Annotated in this window: 15 protein-coding genes; 13 read left to right on the top strand and 2 right to left on the bottom strand. The window is 69.6% G+C overall.

Features of this window, described 5'->3' with window-relative positions; all coding sequences use genetic code 11:
• The first annotated feature begins 4 nt into the window (after positions 1-4).
• From tmk to GGR12_RS08635, 5 genes are read left to right on the top strand one after another with little or no spacing between them, the layout of a single operon-like run.
• Positions 5-631, top strand: a complete 627-nt coding sequence (tmk, locus tag GGR12_RS08615) for a dTMP kinase (RefSeq protein WP_183204016.1) — start codon at positions 5-7, stop codon at positions 629-631.
• Positions 628-1608: a DNA polymerase III subunit delta' gene (locus GGR12_RS08620; protein ID WP_183204017.1), complete on the top strand. Its 981-nt coding sequence runs from the start codon at positions 628-630 to the stop codon at positions 1606-1608. The genes tmk and GGR12_RS08620 overlap by 4 nt, the downstream gene beginning before the upstream one ends.
• On the top strand, positions 1608-2396 hold the full coding sequence (locus GGR12_RS08625; protein WP_183204018.1) for a TatD family hydrolase: 789 nt from the start codon (positions 1608-1610) through the stop codon (positions 2394-2396). The genes GGR12_RS08620 and GGR12_RS08625 overlap by 1 nt, the downstream gene beginning before the upstream one ends.
• A complete protein-coding gene (locus GGR12_RS08630; RefSeq protein WP_183204019.1) occupies positions 2393-3196 on the top strand; it encodes an MBL fold metallo-hydrolase in 804 nt (267 codons plus the stop codon). Before GGR12_RS08625 ends, GGR12_RS08630 begins: the two co-directional genes overlap by 4 nt.
• A gap of 16 nt (positions 3197-3212) precedes the next feature.
• The gene (locus GGR12_RS08635; RefSeq protein WP_183204020.1) at positions 3213-4283 is read left to right on the top strand and encodes an alpha/beta fold hydrolase; all 1071 of its coding nucleotides are present in this window, start codon (positions 3213-3215) and stop codon (positions 4281-4283) included.
• Here the strand turns inward: GGR12_RS08635 and hemB are convergent.
• A complete protein-coding gene (gene hemB, locus GGR12_RS08640) occupies positions 4280-5284 on the bottom strand; it encodes a porphobilinogen synthase (RefSeq protein WP_183204021.1) in 1005 nt (334 codons plus the stop codon). The two genes, GGR12_RS08635 and hemB, sit on opposite strands and share 4 nt — an antisense overlap.
• A 141-nt stretch (positions 5285-5425) precedes the next feature.
• On the opposite strand from hemB, the gene GGR12_RS08645 reads away from it, so the two are divergent.
• The 4 genes from GGR12_RS08645 to GGR12_RS08660 all read left to right on the top strand — a co-directional run bounded on the left by GGR12_RS08645 (position 5426) and on the right by GGR12_RS08660 (position 8234).
• Positions 5426-6565, top strand: a complete 1140-nt coding sequence (locus GGR12_RS08645) for an isobutyryl-CoA dehydrogenase (protein ID WP_183204022.1) — start codon at positions 5426-5428, stop codon at positions 6563-6565.
• A gap of 59 nt (positions 6566-6624) precedes the next feature.
• Positions 6625-7026 carry a hypothetical protein gene (locus GGR12_RS08650; protein ID WP_183204023.1) on the top strand — a complete coding sequence of 134 codons (402 nt, stop codon included), beginning with the start codon at positions 6625-6627 and terminating at the stop codon, positions 7024-7026.
• Between the two features lie 58 nt (positions 7027-7084).
• The gene (locus tag GGR12_RS08655; RefSeq protein WP_183204024.1) at positions 7085-7444 is read left to right on the top strand and encodes a DUF6968 family protein; all 360 of its coding nucleotides are present in this window, start codon (positions 7085-7087) and stop codon (positions 7442-7444) included.
• A gap of 67 nt (positions 7445-7511) precedes the next feature.
• Positions 7512-8234, top strand: coding sequence for a hypothetical protein (locus GGR12_RS08660; RefSeq protein WP_183204025.1), 723 nt, complete (start codon positions 7512-7514; stop codon positions 8232-8234).
• Between the two features lie 11 nt (positions 8235-8245).
• On the opposite strand, the gene GGR12_RS08665 is transcribed toward GGR12_RS08660, so the two are convergent.
• Positions 8246-8638: a hypothetical protein gene (locus tag GGR12_RS08665; RefSeq protein ID WP_183204026.1), complete on the bottom strand. Its 393-nt coding sequence runs from the start codon at positions 8636-8638 to the stop codon at positions 8246-8248.
• 94 nt (positions 8639-8732) lie between these two features.
• Here GGR12_RS08665 and GGR12_RS08670 point away from each other — a divergent pair, with 94 nt between their 5' ends.
• The 4 genes from GGR12_RS08670 to mmsB all read left to right on the top strand — a co-directional run bounded on the left by GGR12_RS08670 (position 8733) and on the right by mmsB (position 13222).
• The gene (locus GGR12_RS08670; protein WP_183204027.1) at positions 8733-9785 is read left to right on the top strand and encodes an enoyl-CoA hydratase/isomerase family protein; all 1053 of its coding nucleotides are present in this window, start codon (positions 8733-8735) and stop codon (positions 9783-9785) included.
• A gap of 66 nt (positions 9786-9851) precedes the next feature.
• Entirely contained in the window at positions 9852-10643 is a 792-nt protein-coding gene (locus tag GGR12_RS08675; protein WP_183204028.1) for a class I SAM-dependent methyltransferase, read from the top strand.
• Positions 10644-10671: 28 nt separating this feature from the next.
• Entirely contained in the window at positions 10672-11427 is a 756-nt protein-coding gene (locus tag GGR12_RS08680; protein ID WP_183204029.1) for a class I SAM-dependent methyltransferase, read from the top strand.
• A 631-nt stretch (positions 11428-12058) separates the two neighbouring features.
• Complete coding sequence (mmsB, locus tag GGR12_RS08685; RefSeq protein WP_281378550.1) at positions 12059-13222, top strand: 3-hydroxyisobutyrate dehydrogenase; 1164 nt, start codon at positions 12059-12061, stop codon at positions 13220-13222.
• Positions 13223-13242 lie beyond the last annotated feature (20 nt).

The raw sequence follows: 13242 nt of genomic DNA on the forward strand, positions 1-13242 counted from the left end.
GCCGGTGACCCACGGCAGATTCATCACGTTCGAAGGCGGCGAGGGGGCCGGCAAGTCGACCCAGGTCGGCCGCCTGGTCGAGCGCCTGCGCGAGCGCCACCTCGAGGTCGTCCAGACCCGCGAGCCGGGCGGCTCCCAGGGCGCCGAGGAGATTCGCGCCATCGCCCTGAACGGCGACGCCGGCCGCTGGTCGCCGATGACCGAGACCATGCTGATGTTCGCCGCCCGCAGCGACCATCTGGAGAAGACCATCCGCCCGGCGCTCGAGGCCGGCCGCTGGGTCGTCTGCGATCGCTTCGCCGATTCCAGCCGCGCCTACCAGGGCGCCGGCGGCGGCGCGCCCGAAGCCTTCATCGAGAGCCTGGACGCCGCCATCGTCGGCGCGACCCAGCCGGACCTGACCCTGATCTTCGACCTGCCCGTCGAGATCGGCCTCGAACGCGCCTTCGGCCGCGGCCTGTTCGAGACGCGGTTCGAGTCCAAGGGGCTGGAGTTCCATGAGAGACTCCGTCGCCGCTTCCTTGAGATCGCGAAGGAAAAATCGGATCGCTGCGTCGTCATCGACGCCGTCGGCGACGAGGAGGCCGTGGCCGCCCGCGTCTGGGCCGCGGTCGAGGGGCGGCTCCTGTGAGCGAGCATCCGCGCGACCGGTTCGACCTGATCCCGGACGCCGCGGCCGAGGCCGCCTTCCTCGACGCCCAGGCCAAGGGGCGTCTGCACCACGCCTGGCTGCTGTGCGGGGTCGAGGGCTCGGGCAAGTCGACCTTCGCCTACCGCGCCGCCCGCCGTCTGCTGGGCGCCGCGCCGGATTCGTCGCGCGGCCTGCTGGGCACGGACCCCTACGACCACGTCGCCCGCATGATCGCGGCCCAGTCGCACCCGGACCTGCTGGTGCTGGAGCGGGCCGTCGAGGGCGGCAAGGTCAAGAAGTCGATCTCCGTCGACCAGGCCCGCGACCTGCCCGAGTTCTTCTCCAAGAGCCCGTCGCAGGCGTCGTATCGCGTCGCCATCATCGACGCGGCCGATGATCTGAATCTCAACGCGGCCAACGCCTTGCTGAAGGTTCTTGAGGAGCCGCCGGAGAACGGCGTGCTGTTCCTGGTGACCCATGCGCCCGGCCGCCTGCTGGCCACCATCCGCTCCCGCTGCCGCCGCCTGGCCTTCCCGGTCTGGCCGCAGCATGCGCTGGAGGAGATGGTCCGCAACCGCACCGGCGTCTCGTCCGCCGAGGCCTCGCGCATCGCCGGCATGGCAGGCGGCTCGCCGGGACAGGCCCTGGCCCTGGCCTCGGGCGCCACGCTCGAAGCCGATCAGCTGGCCCAGGCCTGGGTCGCAGCCGACCAGATCGACCGCGCCGAGGCCATGGCCGTCGCCGACAAATTCCGTGGGGCTGAAGGTCAGGAGCGGTTCGAGACCCTGATGGATCGCCTGATCGCCGCCGTGAAGGTGCGCGCGCTGGAGGAAGGGGCCGCCGGCGCCCGCTGGGCCGAGCTGTGGACCCGCCTGTCCGAACTGCCCGACCGCACCGCCGCCATCAACCTCGACCGCGCCGACGTCCTCGCCGGGGCCCTGGCCGACCTGCAACGCACCAAGGCGACGGCCCGCTGATGCTGATCGACAGCCACGTCAACCTGCACGCCCACCAGTTCGACGAGGACCGCGACGAGGTCATCGCCCGCGCACGCGAGGCCGGCGTCGGCCTGATGGTCGAGATTTCGGACAAGCTGTCGACCTTCGAGGCCACCCATGGCTTGGCCATGGGCCACGACGACATCTGGTGCACCGTCGGCGCCCATCCGCATGAGGCGAAGGACCACGTCGATCTGACCGCCGCCCGTCTGGCCGAGTTGGCCGGGCGTCCCCGCGTCGTCGGCATCGGCGAGTGCGGCCTCGACTTCCACTACGACCTCAGCCCGCGCGACGTGCAGGCCGCGGTCTTCCGTCAGCATGTCGAGGCGTCGCGCCTGACCGGCCTGCCGCTGGTGGTCCACACCCGCGAGGCCGACCAGGTCATGGGCGACATCCTTGAGGAAGAGCAGGCGAGGGCGCCCTTCCGCTTCCTCATGCATTGCTACACCAGCGGCCCGGAACTGGCGGAACGCGCGGCGAAAATGGGGGCGTGGTTCTCCGTCTCCGGCATCGCCACCTTCCGCGCGGCCGAGGGGGTGCGCGAGATCATCCGCACCATGCCGGCCGACCGCATCATCGTCGAAACCGACTGCCCCTACCTGGCCCCGATCCCGCATCGGGGGCGGCGCAACGAGCCGGCGTATGTCGGCCACGTCCTCGACAAGCTGGCCGAGGTTCGCGGCTGGACCCGCGACGAGGCCGAGGCCCGCACCACCGACGCCTTCTTCGCCCTGTTCGACCGCATCCCCAGACCCGAGGGCGCATGATGGACCGGCTGGAGGTCGTCATCCTGGGCAGTGGATCGTCGGGCGGGGTGCCCCGCGGCGACGGCGACTGGGGCGACTGCGATCCGTCCGAGCCGAAGAACTACCGCACCCGCTGCTCCCTGCTGGTCCGCCGCCACGGGCCTGACGGCGTCACCAGCGTCCTGATCGACACCTCGCCGGATCTGCGCGCCCAGATGCTGGCGGCCCAGGTCCGCCACGTCGACGCCGTCCTCTACACCCACGATCACGCCGACCAGACCCACGGCATCGACGATCTGCGCGTCTTCGCCATGCGCGCGCGCCGCCGCATCCCGGCCTTCATGGACGCCGCCACCCGCGCGGCCCTGTTCACCCGCTTCGGCTACATTTTCGAGAGCGTCGAAGGCTATCCGGCCATCGTCGAGGCGCACGACGTCCCGGCCCACGGCCGGCCGTGGTCGGTCGACGGTCCCGGCGGCGCCGTCCCGGTCGTCACCTTTGACCAGGCCCACGGTCCGATCCGCTCGGTCGGCTACCGCATCGGGCCTGTCGCCTATTCCAGCGACGTCTCCGAACTGGATGACGATGCGCTGGAGGCGGTGCGCGGATGCGATCTCTGGATCGTCGACGCCCTGCGCTTCACGCCTCATCCGACCCACGCCCACGTCGACCGCACCCTGGACTGGATCGCCCGCACCGGGGTCAAGCGCGCGGTTCTGACGAACCTGCATATCGATCTGGATTACAACGCCTTGTCGGCGATAGTTCCGCCCAATGTCGAAGTGGCCTTCGACGGCTGGAACGCCACCCTGTCCCTCTGAACCGGAGTTTCGGACGATGAAGCGGTATCTCCCGGCCCTGTGCGGCCTCGTCGGCCTCGCCCTGTCGACCACCGCCCTGGCCCAGCCCGTTCCGGCCGAGGGCGATTACACCGCGCGTGACTTCGCCGTCGCCGGCCAGACCCTGCCGGAGCTGAAGATCCACTATCGCACCCTCGGCCGGCCGCACCGCGGCGCCGACGGCCGCGTCGACAACGCCGTCCTGCTGCTGCACGGCACCGGCGGTTCCGGGGCCCAGTTTCTGTCGCCGCAGTTCGCCGGCGAGCTGTTCGGCCCCGGCCAGCCGCTGGATACGACGCGCTACTTCATCATCATGCCGGACAACCTCGGCCACGGCGCCTCGTCCAAACCCTCCGACGGCCTGCGCGCCCGCTTCCCGGAGTACGGATACGACGACATGGTCGAGGCCCAGCGCCGCCTGCTGGTCGACGGTCTCGGCGTCGACCGCCTGCGCCTGATCCTCGGCACCTCGATGGGCTGCATGCACGCCTTCGTCTGGGGCGAGGAACATCCCGACTTCGCCGACGCCCTGATGCCCCTGGCCTGCCAGCCGACCGCCATCGTCGGCCGCAACCGCCTGTGGCGCGCCATGCTGCAGGACGGCATCCGGTCAGACCCGGCCTGGCAGGGCGGCGACTACCAGACCCAGCCGCAGCAGGGCCTGCGCACCGCCGTCGACCTGCTGATCCTCGCCGGCGGCGCCGCCATCCCGCTGCAGAACGACCTGCCGACCCGCGCCGCCGCCGACGAATGGCTGACGGCCCAGCAGACCCGCCGCCTGCCGGCGCTGGACGCCAACGACCTCTGGTACCAGGTCAACGCCTCGCACGACTACGACCCGTCGGCGAACCTGGAGGCCATCACCGCCCCGGTGATGTGGATCAACTCGGCCGACGACTTCATCAATCCGCCGGAACTGGGGCTCACGGAGCAATTCCTCCCGCGGCTCCGGAACGGCGAATACCGCCTGATCCCCAACAGCCCGGAAGGCAAGGGCCACGGCACCCACACCTGGGCGAAATTCTGGAAGGACGATCTGGTCCGGTTGCTGGCTAGATCGGAGGACTAGGCGCCCATCAACCGCGCCGCCTGCGGGGCGAAATAGCTCAGCACCCCGGCGCAGCCCGCGCGTTTGAAGGCGTGCAGGCTCTCCAGGATGGCGCGGTCCTCGTCCAGCCAGCCGTTGGCCATCGAGGCGCGCATCATCGCGTACTCGCCCGACACCTGGTAGGCGAAGGTCGGTACGCGGAAGGTCTCCGACACCCGCCGGACGATGTCCAGGTACAGCATCCCCGGCTTCACCATCACCGCGTCGGCGCCCTCCGAAATGTCCATCGCCACCTCGCGCAGGGCCTCGTCGGTGTTGGCGTAGTCCATCTGGTAGGTCTTCTTGTCGCCGGTCAGCATCTTCGCCGACCCCACCGCGTCGCGGTACGGACCATAGAAGGCCGAAGCGTATTTGGCGGCGTAGGACAGGATCATAACATCCTGAAGTCCATTGGCTTCCAGCGCCTCACGGATGGCCTGCACCCGCCCGTCCATCATGTCTGAGGGGGCGACGATGTCGGCGCCCGCGTGGGCCTGGATGAAGGCCTGTTCGGCCAGCCGCTCCAGCGTCGCGTCGTTGAGGATGCGCTGGCCCTCGACCACGCCGTCGTGGCCGTGGTCGGTGTAGCAATCCAGCGCCACGTCGCACATCACGCCGATCTCCGGCGCGGCGTCCTTGATGGCCTTGATGCAGTCCGGGATCAGGCCGTCGGGGTCGGTCGCGCCGGTGCCGACGGCGTCCTTGATCGCCCCGTCGACATTGGGGAACAGCGCCACCGCCGGAATGCCCAGGTCGCGCGCCTCGACCGCCGCCTGCGCAGCCGCCTTCGGGCTCAGCCGGAACACGCCCGGCATGGAGGCGACCGGCTGCCGGTCCTCGGCCCCGTCATGCACGATCAGCGGCCAGATCAGGTCGGCCGGCGTCAGCGTCGTCTCGGCCACCAGCCGGCGCACCCACGGGCTCGAGCGCAGGCGGCGGGGGCGGGCGTAGGGGAAGGCGGCGGGAGCGAACGGCTGGGTCATGGCGGCGATGTAGGCCGACCTTGGCCGCTCTGCAAAGCCGCAGCGGGGTGCAGCCTGTCGACGCCCGCCGCGGACATCGCTAGACACGCGCCCGAACCGGCCCGTCAGAGGCCGCCGCGACCAGACGACCGGGAGACCCCCATGGACTTCGCCCTCACCGACGACCAGCGCGCCATCCAGGACGCCGCCCGCGCCTTCGCCGACGCCGAGCTGGCCCCGCACAGCGCCGAGTGGGACGAGACCAAACATTTCCCCGTCGACGTCATGCGCCACGCCGCCGAGATGGGCTTCTGCGGCATCTACACGGGCGAGGAGCACGGCGGCATGGCCCTGGGCCGCGTCGAGGCGGCGGTGATCTTCGAGGAGCTGTCGCGCGGCGACGTCTCCACGGCCGCATTCATCTCGATCCACAACATGGCCACCTGGATGATCGACCGGTTCGGCTCCGACGACCTGCGCGGCCGCTACGTCCCGTCGCTGGTGACCATGGAGAAGATCGCCAGCTACTGCCTGACCGAGCCGGGCTCGGGCTCCGACGCGGCCGCCCTGCGCACGACCGCCAGGCTGGACGGCGACCACTACGTCCTGAACGGCTCCAAGGCCTTTATCTCTGGCGCCGGGACCTCGGACGTCTATGTCGTCATGGCCCGCACCGGCGTCGACGGCCCCAAGGGCATCTCGACCTTCGTGGTCGAGAAAGACACGCCGGGCCTCAGCTTCGGCGCCCAGGAGAAGAAGATGGGCTGGAACTCCCAGCCCACCGCCATCGTCAGCTTCGACGACTGCCGTATCCCGGCCGCCAACCTGCTGGGCAAGGAAGGCGACGGCTTCCGCTACGCCATGATGGGCCTCGACGGCGGCCGCCTGAACATCGCCGCCTGTTCGCTGGGCGGCGCCCGCCTCGCGCTCGAGGCCTCGCTGGAATACGTCAACACCCGCAAGCAGTTCGGCAAGCCGATCGCCGATTTCCAGAACACCCAGTTCAAGCTCGCCGACATGGCCACCCAGCTGGACGCCTGCCGCCTGATGGTGATGCGCGGCGCCTGGGCGATGGACACCAACCATCCCGAGAAGACCAAATGGTGCGCCATGGCCAAGCGCATGGCCACGGACATCTGCTTCCAGATCGCCGACGAGGCCCTGCAGCTGCACGGCGGCTACGGCTACCTCAAGGACTATCCGCTGGAGCGCATCGTCCGCGACCTGCGCGTCCACCGCATCCTCGAGGGCACCAACGAGATCATGCGCGTGATCACGGCGCGCGAGATGCTGCGGCAGTGAGCGGGCATTGCGTCGCGGGCCGGCGGCGATAGGGTCCGGCAAGGTCCGGGGGATCGTTCATGCTGCTCGTCACAATTCTGGCCGCGCTCGCCGTCCTCCCGCAGGCCGTTGAGGAGCGAGCGCCTCGCCACTGGGCGAACGGCGTCAACTGGTCGCGTATGCCGCGTCCGGACTACTCGCCTGACGAGGATAGCGTCGTCATGGCCCGGGTCACCTGCACCGTTGCGGACGGCGAGCGCCTGCAGGCTTGTCGGATAGACCGGCTGCTTCCCGAAGACACGAGGTTCGGCCGTCCGGTGCTGGTGAGCATCCGGCGAGCGCGCCTTGCCGAGGGGTGGGCGCTGCCCGGGGATACGGTGACGTTCGACATCTGGGCCTGCGGGGCGTCGGAGAGCCGACGCAACTGTCCCAAGCCTGACTGGCCGGACGCCGGCCTCACGAACGCCGCCACCCAACCGTAACGGCCAAGGTGACGACACGCTGAAGGCGTGCCAACCTCTCAACCGGGAGGATCGTCACATGAACGGACCAGCGGCAGCCGCAAGGACCGAACCATCCGTCGCCTGCGAACGCCTGTTCCAGCTCGCGCTTCCCGCAGAGCCCCGACCGTTCAGGGCCGTCTGGATGCAGCCGGTCCCCGACGGGAAAGACTGGGCCTGCGAATATGTGATCGAGTGGCCTCACCGGCCCTGGCGGCCCCGGCGTATCAAGGGCGTGGATTCGGCGCAGGCGCTGCTTCTGGCCATGAAGATGGTGGCGAGCGAGCTCTACGGCGCCGACCCGCAGGTCTTCTGGTTTGAGCCTGACGACACACTCGGTCTTCCGCTCGTACCTGAAGACGCCGACGAGGAAGCCGCTCGGACGAAGGGCCGGATCTGAGGGATCCAACAGCCAGGGTGACGACACGCTGAACGCGTGCCAACCTCTCAACCGGGAGGACCACCACATGAAAATGCTCGTCGCCGTCGCCGCCGCCACGCTGCTCGCCACCCCTGCGCTCGCCCAGGACCAGACCGAAATCAACGAGATCGTGGTCACCGGATCGCGCATGCAGAGGCCCTATGAGGTTGCGCCCCCGGTCGTGCCCGTAGTGACCGTCGCCCGGCGCGCCGACAATCTGATCGTGTCCATCTGGGCCGTGAACGACACGCGTGAGGCCGCCGGCCGTCGCGACGAACTCATGCGGACCCTGCGCAGCATGGCGCGGGCAGCCCAGAACGAGCCCGATATCGCCCTGAGCATCCAGGTGGATGGCCAACTGGTCGCCTTCAACGAGGACATGGTGTCCAGCCTGACGCTGGGTGTCGACGACGACCGCTCGGACACCAGCACCGCCAGCCTGATCGTCAAGACGCCGATCCGCCCCGGCGACACGCTCGACTCCGCCTCGGGACGGATCGTCCAGTTCGTCGCCCGGATCGACAAGGCCGGCCGGTCGCTGGTCAACATCAACGGCGGCTGGCAGCTGTCGATCGTCAATCCCGCCCAGTACCGGCCTGCGGTTGTCGAGGCGATCGCCGCGGACGCCAGGCGGACCACGGCGATGTTTGGGCCGGACTATGCGGTCGAGGTCGAGGGCATGGCCAACAACCTCACTTGGGTGCAGTCGGGCCCGCTCGATCTGGCGCTGTTCATTCCCTACAGCATGTCGGTGACGCCGAAGCCGTGACGCGTCGGCCGCTACGGGGTCGGCGACGCGACGCCGACCTCCGGCGCTCCGCCCAGGAAGGTCGCGCACCACGTCAGCGGGCGGCGCAGGCCTTCCGGCGGCATCCGCCCCGTCAGGCTCAGCCGGCAGTAGGCGCCCGCGGCCGGTCCCGTGTCCGACGGCGAGAACAGAACGACCGTCCTTGCGCCAGGCGACGACAGCATCCGCATCGGCACGCCGTTGTGGTTGATGTTGAACAGGACGCCGTCGGCGGCTTGCGCGCCCAGCAGGCTGCGGGCCTGGCCCTCGCGGTCTCCCGGCTCCAGCCGGAACAGCTCGGCGTGGTACGCGTCGCCGGGCTCGGCCGTCATCGTGAACGCCGGATCGGCCGCCGCCGTCGCCAGGGCGATAAACAAATGGATCATGAAGCGACTCCCCCACGGCCACGCTAGCCTGGGCGGCCAGGTCGCCACAAGCTGACGGCTGGACCCTTGGCGCGGGCCGCCGTATCAGCCCGGCATGACCGAAGAACCCGAAGTCCTCGCCCGCATCGAATCCGGCATCGGCCGCATCACCCTGAACCGGCCGAAGGCGCTGCACGCCCTGAACCGCGCCATGTGCGAGGCGATGATCGAGGCGCTGCTGGCCTGGCGCGAGGACGACGCGGTCAAATCGGTGCTGATCGACCATTCGGGCGAGCGCGGCTTCTGCGCCGGCGGCGACATCCGCATGATCGCCGAAAGCGGGGCAGGGGACGCCTCGGCGGCCAAGGCCTTCTTCGACACCGAGTACAAGCTGAACCACCTGCTGTTCGAATACCCCAAGGCGGTGACGGCCATCGTCGACGGCATCGTCATGGGCGGCGGCGTCGGCATCTCCGAGCCGGCGGATGTCCGCATCGCCACCGAACGCACCACCTACGCCATGCCCGAGACCGGCATCGGCCTGTTCCCCGACGTCGGCGGCGGCTGGTTCCTGCCGCGTCTGCCGGGCCAGACCGGCGTCTGGCTGGCGCTGACCGGCGCGCGCCTCAAGGCGGCCGACACCGTCTTCCTCGGCATCCACACCCACTATCTGTCGACCGACAGCCTGGAGGCGTTCCGCGCCATCCTGTCGGCCGACCCGGCCTATCCCATCGACGTCGCCGACGGCCTCGAGGAAGACGCCGGCGAAGCGCCGGTCGAGGCCCATCTGGAGGCCATCGACCGCCTGTTCGGCTTCGACACCGTCGAGGAGATCTTCGCGGCGCTGGAAGCCGACGGTTCGGACTGGGCCCTGGCCCAGCTCGCCGTGCTGAAGACCAAGTCGCCGCAGTCCCTGAAGGTCTCCCTGCGCCAGCTCCGCACCGGCGCCGGCCTGACCTCCTTCGCCGACAACATGGCCATGGAATATGCGCTGGGCGGCCGCGCCGTCCGCACCCACGACTTCCAGGAAGGCGTCCGCGCCGTCATCGTCGACAAGGACAACGCCCCCAGATGGTCGCCCGCCGAGCTGGCCGGCGTCACCGACGCCGACCTCGACGCCCTGTTCGCCCCGTTGCCGGACGATGAGGCCTGGAAGCCGCTCCTCTAACTCCGGAGGGGTTGCATCCCGCCGCGAACCGGAGCGTATCTTCGCGGTCCGGTTGGAGGGATCGCCATGCTGAAACCCGTCGTTGTCATCGTCGCCGTAGCCGCCGCGCTGATCGCAGGCTGCTCATCCGCCGAACCGTGGGCGGGCCGGGGCGACCGGATGGCGACGAACACCTATCAGGCCATGGCCCTGGCCGATCTCCAGCGCGCCGCCATCACCGATCCGCTGCGCCCGGCTGACGAGGTCGCCCGCGACCAGTATCGCCATCCGGACCGCATCCTGGCCTTCGCCCAGGTCCAGCCGGGCTGGAAGATCGCCGACATCCGTCCCGGCGCCGGCTATTTCACCCGCCTGTTCTCCCGCGTCGTCGGCGACGAGGGGAAGGTCTACGCCTTCGTGCCCAACCGCACCGCCGAGCGCGAGAACCCCCGCGCCGACCTGCTGGTCGAGGCCTATTCCAACGTCATGCGGGTCAACGGCGACCTGAACACCATGAGCTTCCCCGAGCCGCTCGACGCCGTGTTCATGAGCCAGGAATATCACGACTTCCACATCCCGGCGTTCAACACCGACGTGGCCCTGATGAACCGGGCGATCTACGACGCGCTCAAGCCGGGTGGTTATTTCATCGTCATCGACCACTCGGGCCGCGCCGGCACCGGACACACCGAAGTCCAGAGCCTGCACCGCATCGAGGGCGCCTCGCTGCGCGCCGAGGTCGAGGCCGCCGGCTTCATCTTCGACGGGGAGTCATCCGCCCTCGTCAACACCGCCGACGACCGCACCATCAATGTCTTCGACGAGGCCATTCGCGGCCGCACCGACCAGTTTGTGTACCGTTTCCGAAAACCCGGCTGAGGCCGGGTCCCCCCAAGGAGGCCTGCCCATGCGTCGTTCCGTCATCCTGGCCGTCTCGGCCGTTCTCGCCCTCTCGCCGTTCGCCGCGGTCGCCCAGACCGGGCCCCAGCCGGCGGCCTTCACAGCCGCCCTCGCGGATTCCGTACGAACGCCCGGCGACCGGGCCCGTGACGAGGTCCGCCACCCCGCCGAAACCCTCGCCTTCGCCGAGGTCGAGCCCGGCCAGAAGGTCGTCGATATGATCATCGGCGGCGGCTACTTCACCCGCACCTTCTCCGCCGCCGTCGGCCCCGAGGGCCATGTCACGGCCTGGCAGCCCGAGCAGTTCGTCGCCTTCGATCCCGGCTACGGCGCCGCCCTGATGGAGGTCGACGCCCTGGTCAATGTGGAGGGTCTGCGCACGCCCATCGGCGAGCCCGGCTTCCCGTCCGGCCAGGACCTGATCTTCACCGCCCAGAACTATCACGACCTGCATCTCCGGCCGTTCCCCGCCGACACCGCCTCCAGGGTCAACGCCGCCGCCTTCGCCGCCCTCAAGCCCGGCGGCCTCTATGTCATCATCGACCACAACGCCGTCGCCGGCTCGGACCTCGCCGTCGCCGACGACCTGCACCGCATCGACATCGAGACGGTCAAGCGCGAGGTCGAGGCCGCCGGCTTCGTCCTCGACGGCCAGAGCGACCTCCTCGCCAACACCACCGACCCGCTCACCGCCAACGTCTTCGACGACTCCATCCGCGGCCACACCAGCCAGTTCATGCTGCGCTTCAAAAAGCCGGAGTAACCTCCCTCTCCCGATGGGAGAGGGCTTGAGCGCCCGCGAGCGAAGCGAGTGGCTGCGCGAAAGGGTGAGGGTCGACTGTCGGCCAGTCGGCGCGCGCCGACCCTCATCCGACCGGGCTCCGCCCGGCCACCTTCTCCCATCGGGAGAAGGACTCCTCCTTTGCTTTCGTCATCCTCCGGCGACCCTCGCGCATGCGAGGGGAGACCGGGGGACCCAGCGGCGCGCGTGAGCGCGAACTGTCACGAGCACCGGCGGCTGACGTTCGCCTTCGCTGACGCTTCGGCGCCCGCTGGGTCCCCCGGTCGCCCTTCGGGCGCCGGAGGATGACGATAGCAGGAAGAAAGCGTCGGCTATTCCCGGATTCTTTTCGCCAACCCTCTGACTTCCCCCAGCTAAATTCCCTCTACGCAGCGAGGTATCCGCCGCGCCCATAATCTCCGCATCCCGTCGATGGGGAAGGCGTCGGATCCAGTGCCTCGACGACGACGGGGTGTGGTCGAGCGATGAAGCCCGGGCGAAGGGTAGTCCGGGGGTCCTCGTCGGACAGCGATGGATGCTGTCCGCTTGCTCGCCGCGCATCGAAGGTGTGACCGCTGGCTCAGCCGATGTCCCACCCACGTCGCTTCCAGCAATGGCGGCGGCGGAGATCCGTCAAGGCTCTAACAGGGCCGCCAGCCGGAGGGCGCGCGAAACCAACGACCACGCGGGGCGTCCACCTCGTCGAAACGGTAAAACACAAAGCATTCCGGGCGAGGCCCGGACGCCCCGCGCCTTCCCCTCCATCCTGCCGGTCCCGCCGGCGGGCGCCTCGACGCATGTCCGGAGACTGGCGGCTGGCGCAACGCTCCGCCGCGCGCTAACCCCTCCCCAAAATCAAAGGGAGAACGCCATGACCCACAAGATCGCCTTCATCGGCCTCGGCAACATGGGCGGGGGCATGGCCGCCAACCAGGCGAAGGCCGGCCAACAGGTCGCCGCCTTCGACCTCTCCCAGGCCGCGCTGGATCGCGCCGCCGCCGCCGGCTGCACGCCCGTGGCCTCGGTCGCCGAGGCGGTGAAGGACGCCGACGTGGTCATCACCATGCTGCCCGCCGGCCCGCATGTGCTGAAGGTCTATTCGGAGCAGATCATCGGCGCCGCGCCCTCGACCGCCCTGCTGCTCGACTGCTCGACCATCGACGTCGACACCGCCCGCAAGGTCGCCGGCCTGGCCAGGGACGCCGGCTACGCCTTCGCCGACGCACCCGTCTCGGGCGGCACCATGGCCGCCGACGCCGGCACCCTGGCCTTCATGGTCGGCTGCGACGAGCCCGACTTCGCCCGCATCGAGGCGGCCCTGGAACCCATGAGCCGCGCCACCTTCCGCGCCGGCGACCACGGCGCGGGGCAGGCGGCCAAGATCTGCAACAACATGATCCTCGGCATCACCATGCTGGGCACCTGCGAGGCCGTCGCCCTCGCCGAGAAGCTGGGCCTCGACCCGGCGAAGATGTTCGACATCGTCGCCAAATCCTCGGGCCAGAGCTGGTCGGTCACCACCTACTATCCGTGGCCCGGCCCGGTGCCGACCGCGCCGTCCAACCGCAACTACGACGGCGGATTCGCCGCCGCCATGATGCTCAAGGACCTCAAGCTGGCCCAGGGCGCCGCCGCGAAGGCCGGCGCCTCGACCCCGCTCGGCGCCCAGACCGAGGCCCTGTTCCAGATGTTCAACGGCCTCGGCTACGGCGGCCGCGACTTCTCCGGCATCCTGCAGATGTTGCGCGGCAAGCTGGATGAGCTCGAAAAGGGCTAGGCGCACGTCCATTTCCCGAA

Source organism: Brevundimonas lenta (assembly GCF_014196335.1).
Taxonomy (GTDB): domain Bacteria; phylum Pseudomonadota; class Alphaproteobacteria; order Caulobacterales; family Caulobacteraceae; genus Brevundimonas; species Brevundimonas lenta.

What these genes read in the sequence shown, in the direction of transcription:
- GGR12_RS08680 (WP_183204029.1), top strand. Translation starts at nt 10,672, where the DNA reads ATGCGTCGTTCCGTCATCCTGGCCGTCTCGGCCGTTCTCGCCCTCTCG.
- GGR12_RS08650 (WP_183204023.1), top strand. Translation starts at nt 6,625, where the DNA reads ATGCTGCTCGTCACAATTCTGGCCGCGCTCGCCGTCCTCCCGCAGGCC.
- GGR12_RS08625 (WP_183204018.1), top strand. Translation starts at nt 1,608, where the DNA reads ATGCTGATCGACAGCCACGTCAACCTGCACGCCCACCAGTTCGACGAG.
- hemB (WP_183204021.1), bottom strand. Translation starts at nt 5,284, where the DNA reads ATGACCCAGCCGTTCGCTCCCGCCGCCTTCCCCTACGCCCGCCCCCGC.
- GGR12_RS08655 (WP_183204024.1), top strand. Translation starts at nt 7,085, where the DNA reads ATGAACGGACCAGCGGCAGCCGCAAGGACCGAACCATCCGTCGCCTGC.
- GGR12_RS08675 (WP_183204028.1), top strand. Translation starts at nt 9,852, where the DNA reads ATGCTGAAACCCGTCGTTGTCATCGTCGCCGTAGCCGCCGCGCTGATC.
- GGR12_RS08660 (WP_183204025.1), top strand. Translation starts at nt 7,512, where the DNA reads ATGAAAATGCTCGTCGCCGTCGCCGCCGCCACGCTGCTCGCCACCCCT.
- mmsB (WP_281378550.1), top strand. Translation starts at nt 12,059, where the DNA reads ATGGCGGCGGCGGAGATCCGTCAAGGCTCTAACAGGGCCGCCAGCCGG.
- GGR12_RS08670 (WP_183204027.1), top strand. Translation starts at nt 8,733, where the DNA reads ATGACCGAAGAACCCGAAGTCCTCGCCCGCATCGAATCCGGCATCGGC.
- GGR12_RS08630 (WP_183204019.1), top strand. Translation starts at nt 2,393, where the DNA reads ATGATGGACCGGCTGGAGGTCGTCATCCTGGGCAGTGGATCGTCGGGC.
- GGR12_RS08635 (WP_183204020.1), top strand. Translation starts at nt 3,213, where the DNA reads ATGAAGCGGTATCTCCCGGCCCTGTGCGGCCTCGTCGGCCTCGCCCTG.
- GGR12_RS08645 (WP_183204022.1), top strand. Translation starts at nt 5,426, where the DNA reads ATGGACTTCGCCCTCACCGACGACCAGCGCGCCATCCAGGACGCCGCC.
- GGR12_RS08665 (WP_183204026.1), bottom strand. Translation starts at nt 8,638, where the DNA reads ATGATCCATTTGTTTATCGCCCTGGCGACGGCGGCGGCCGATCCGGCG.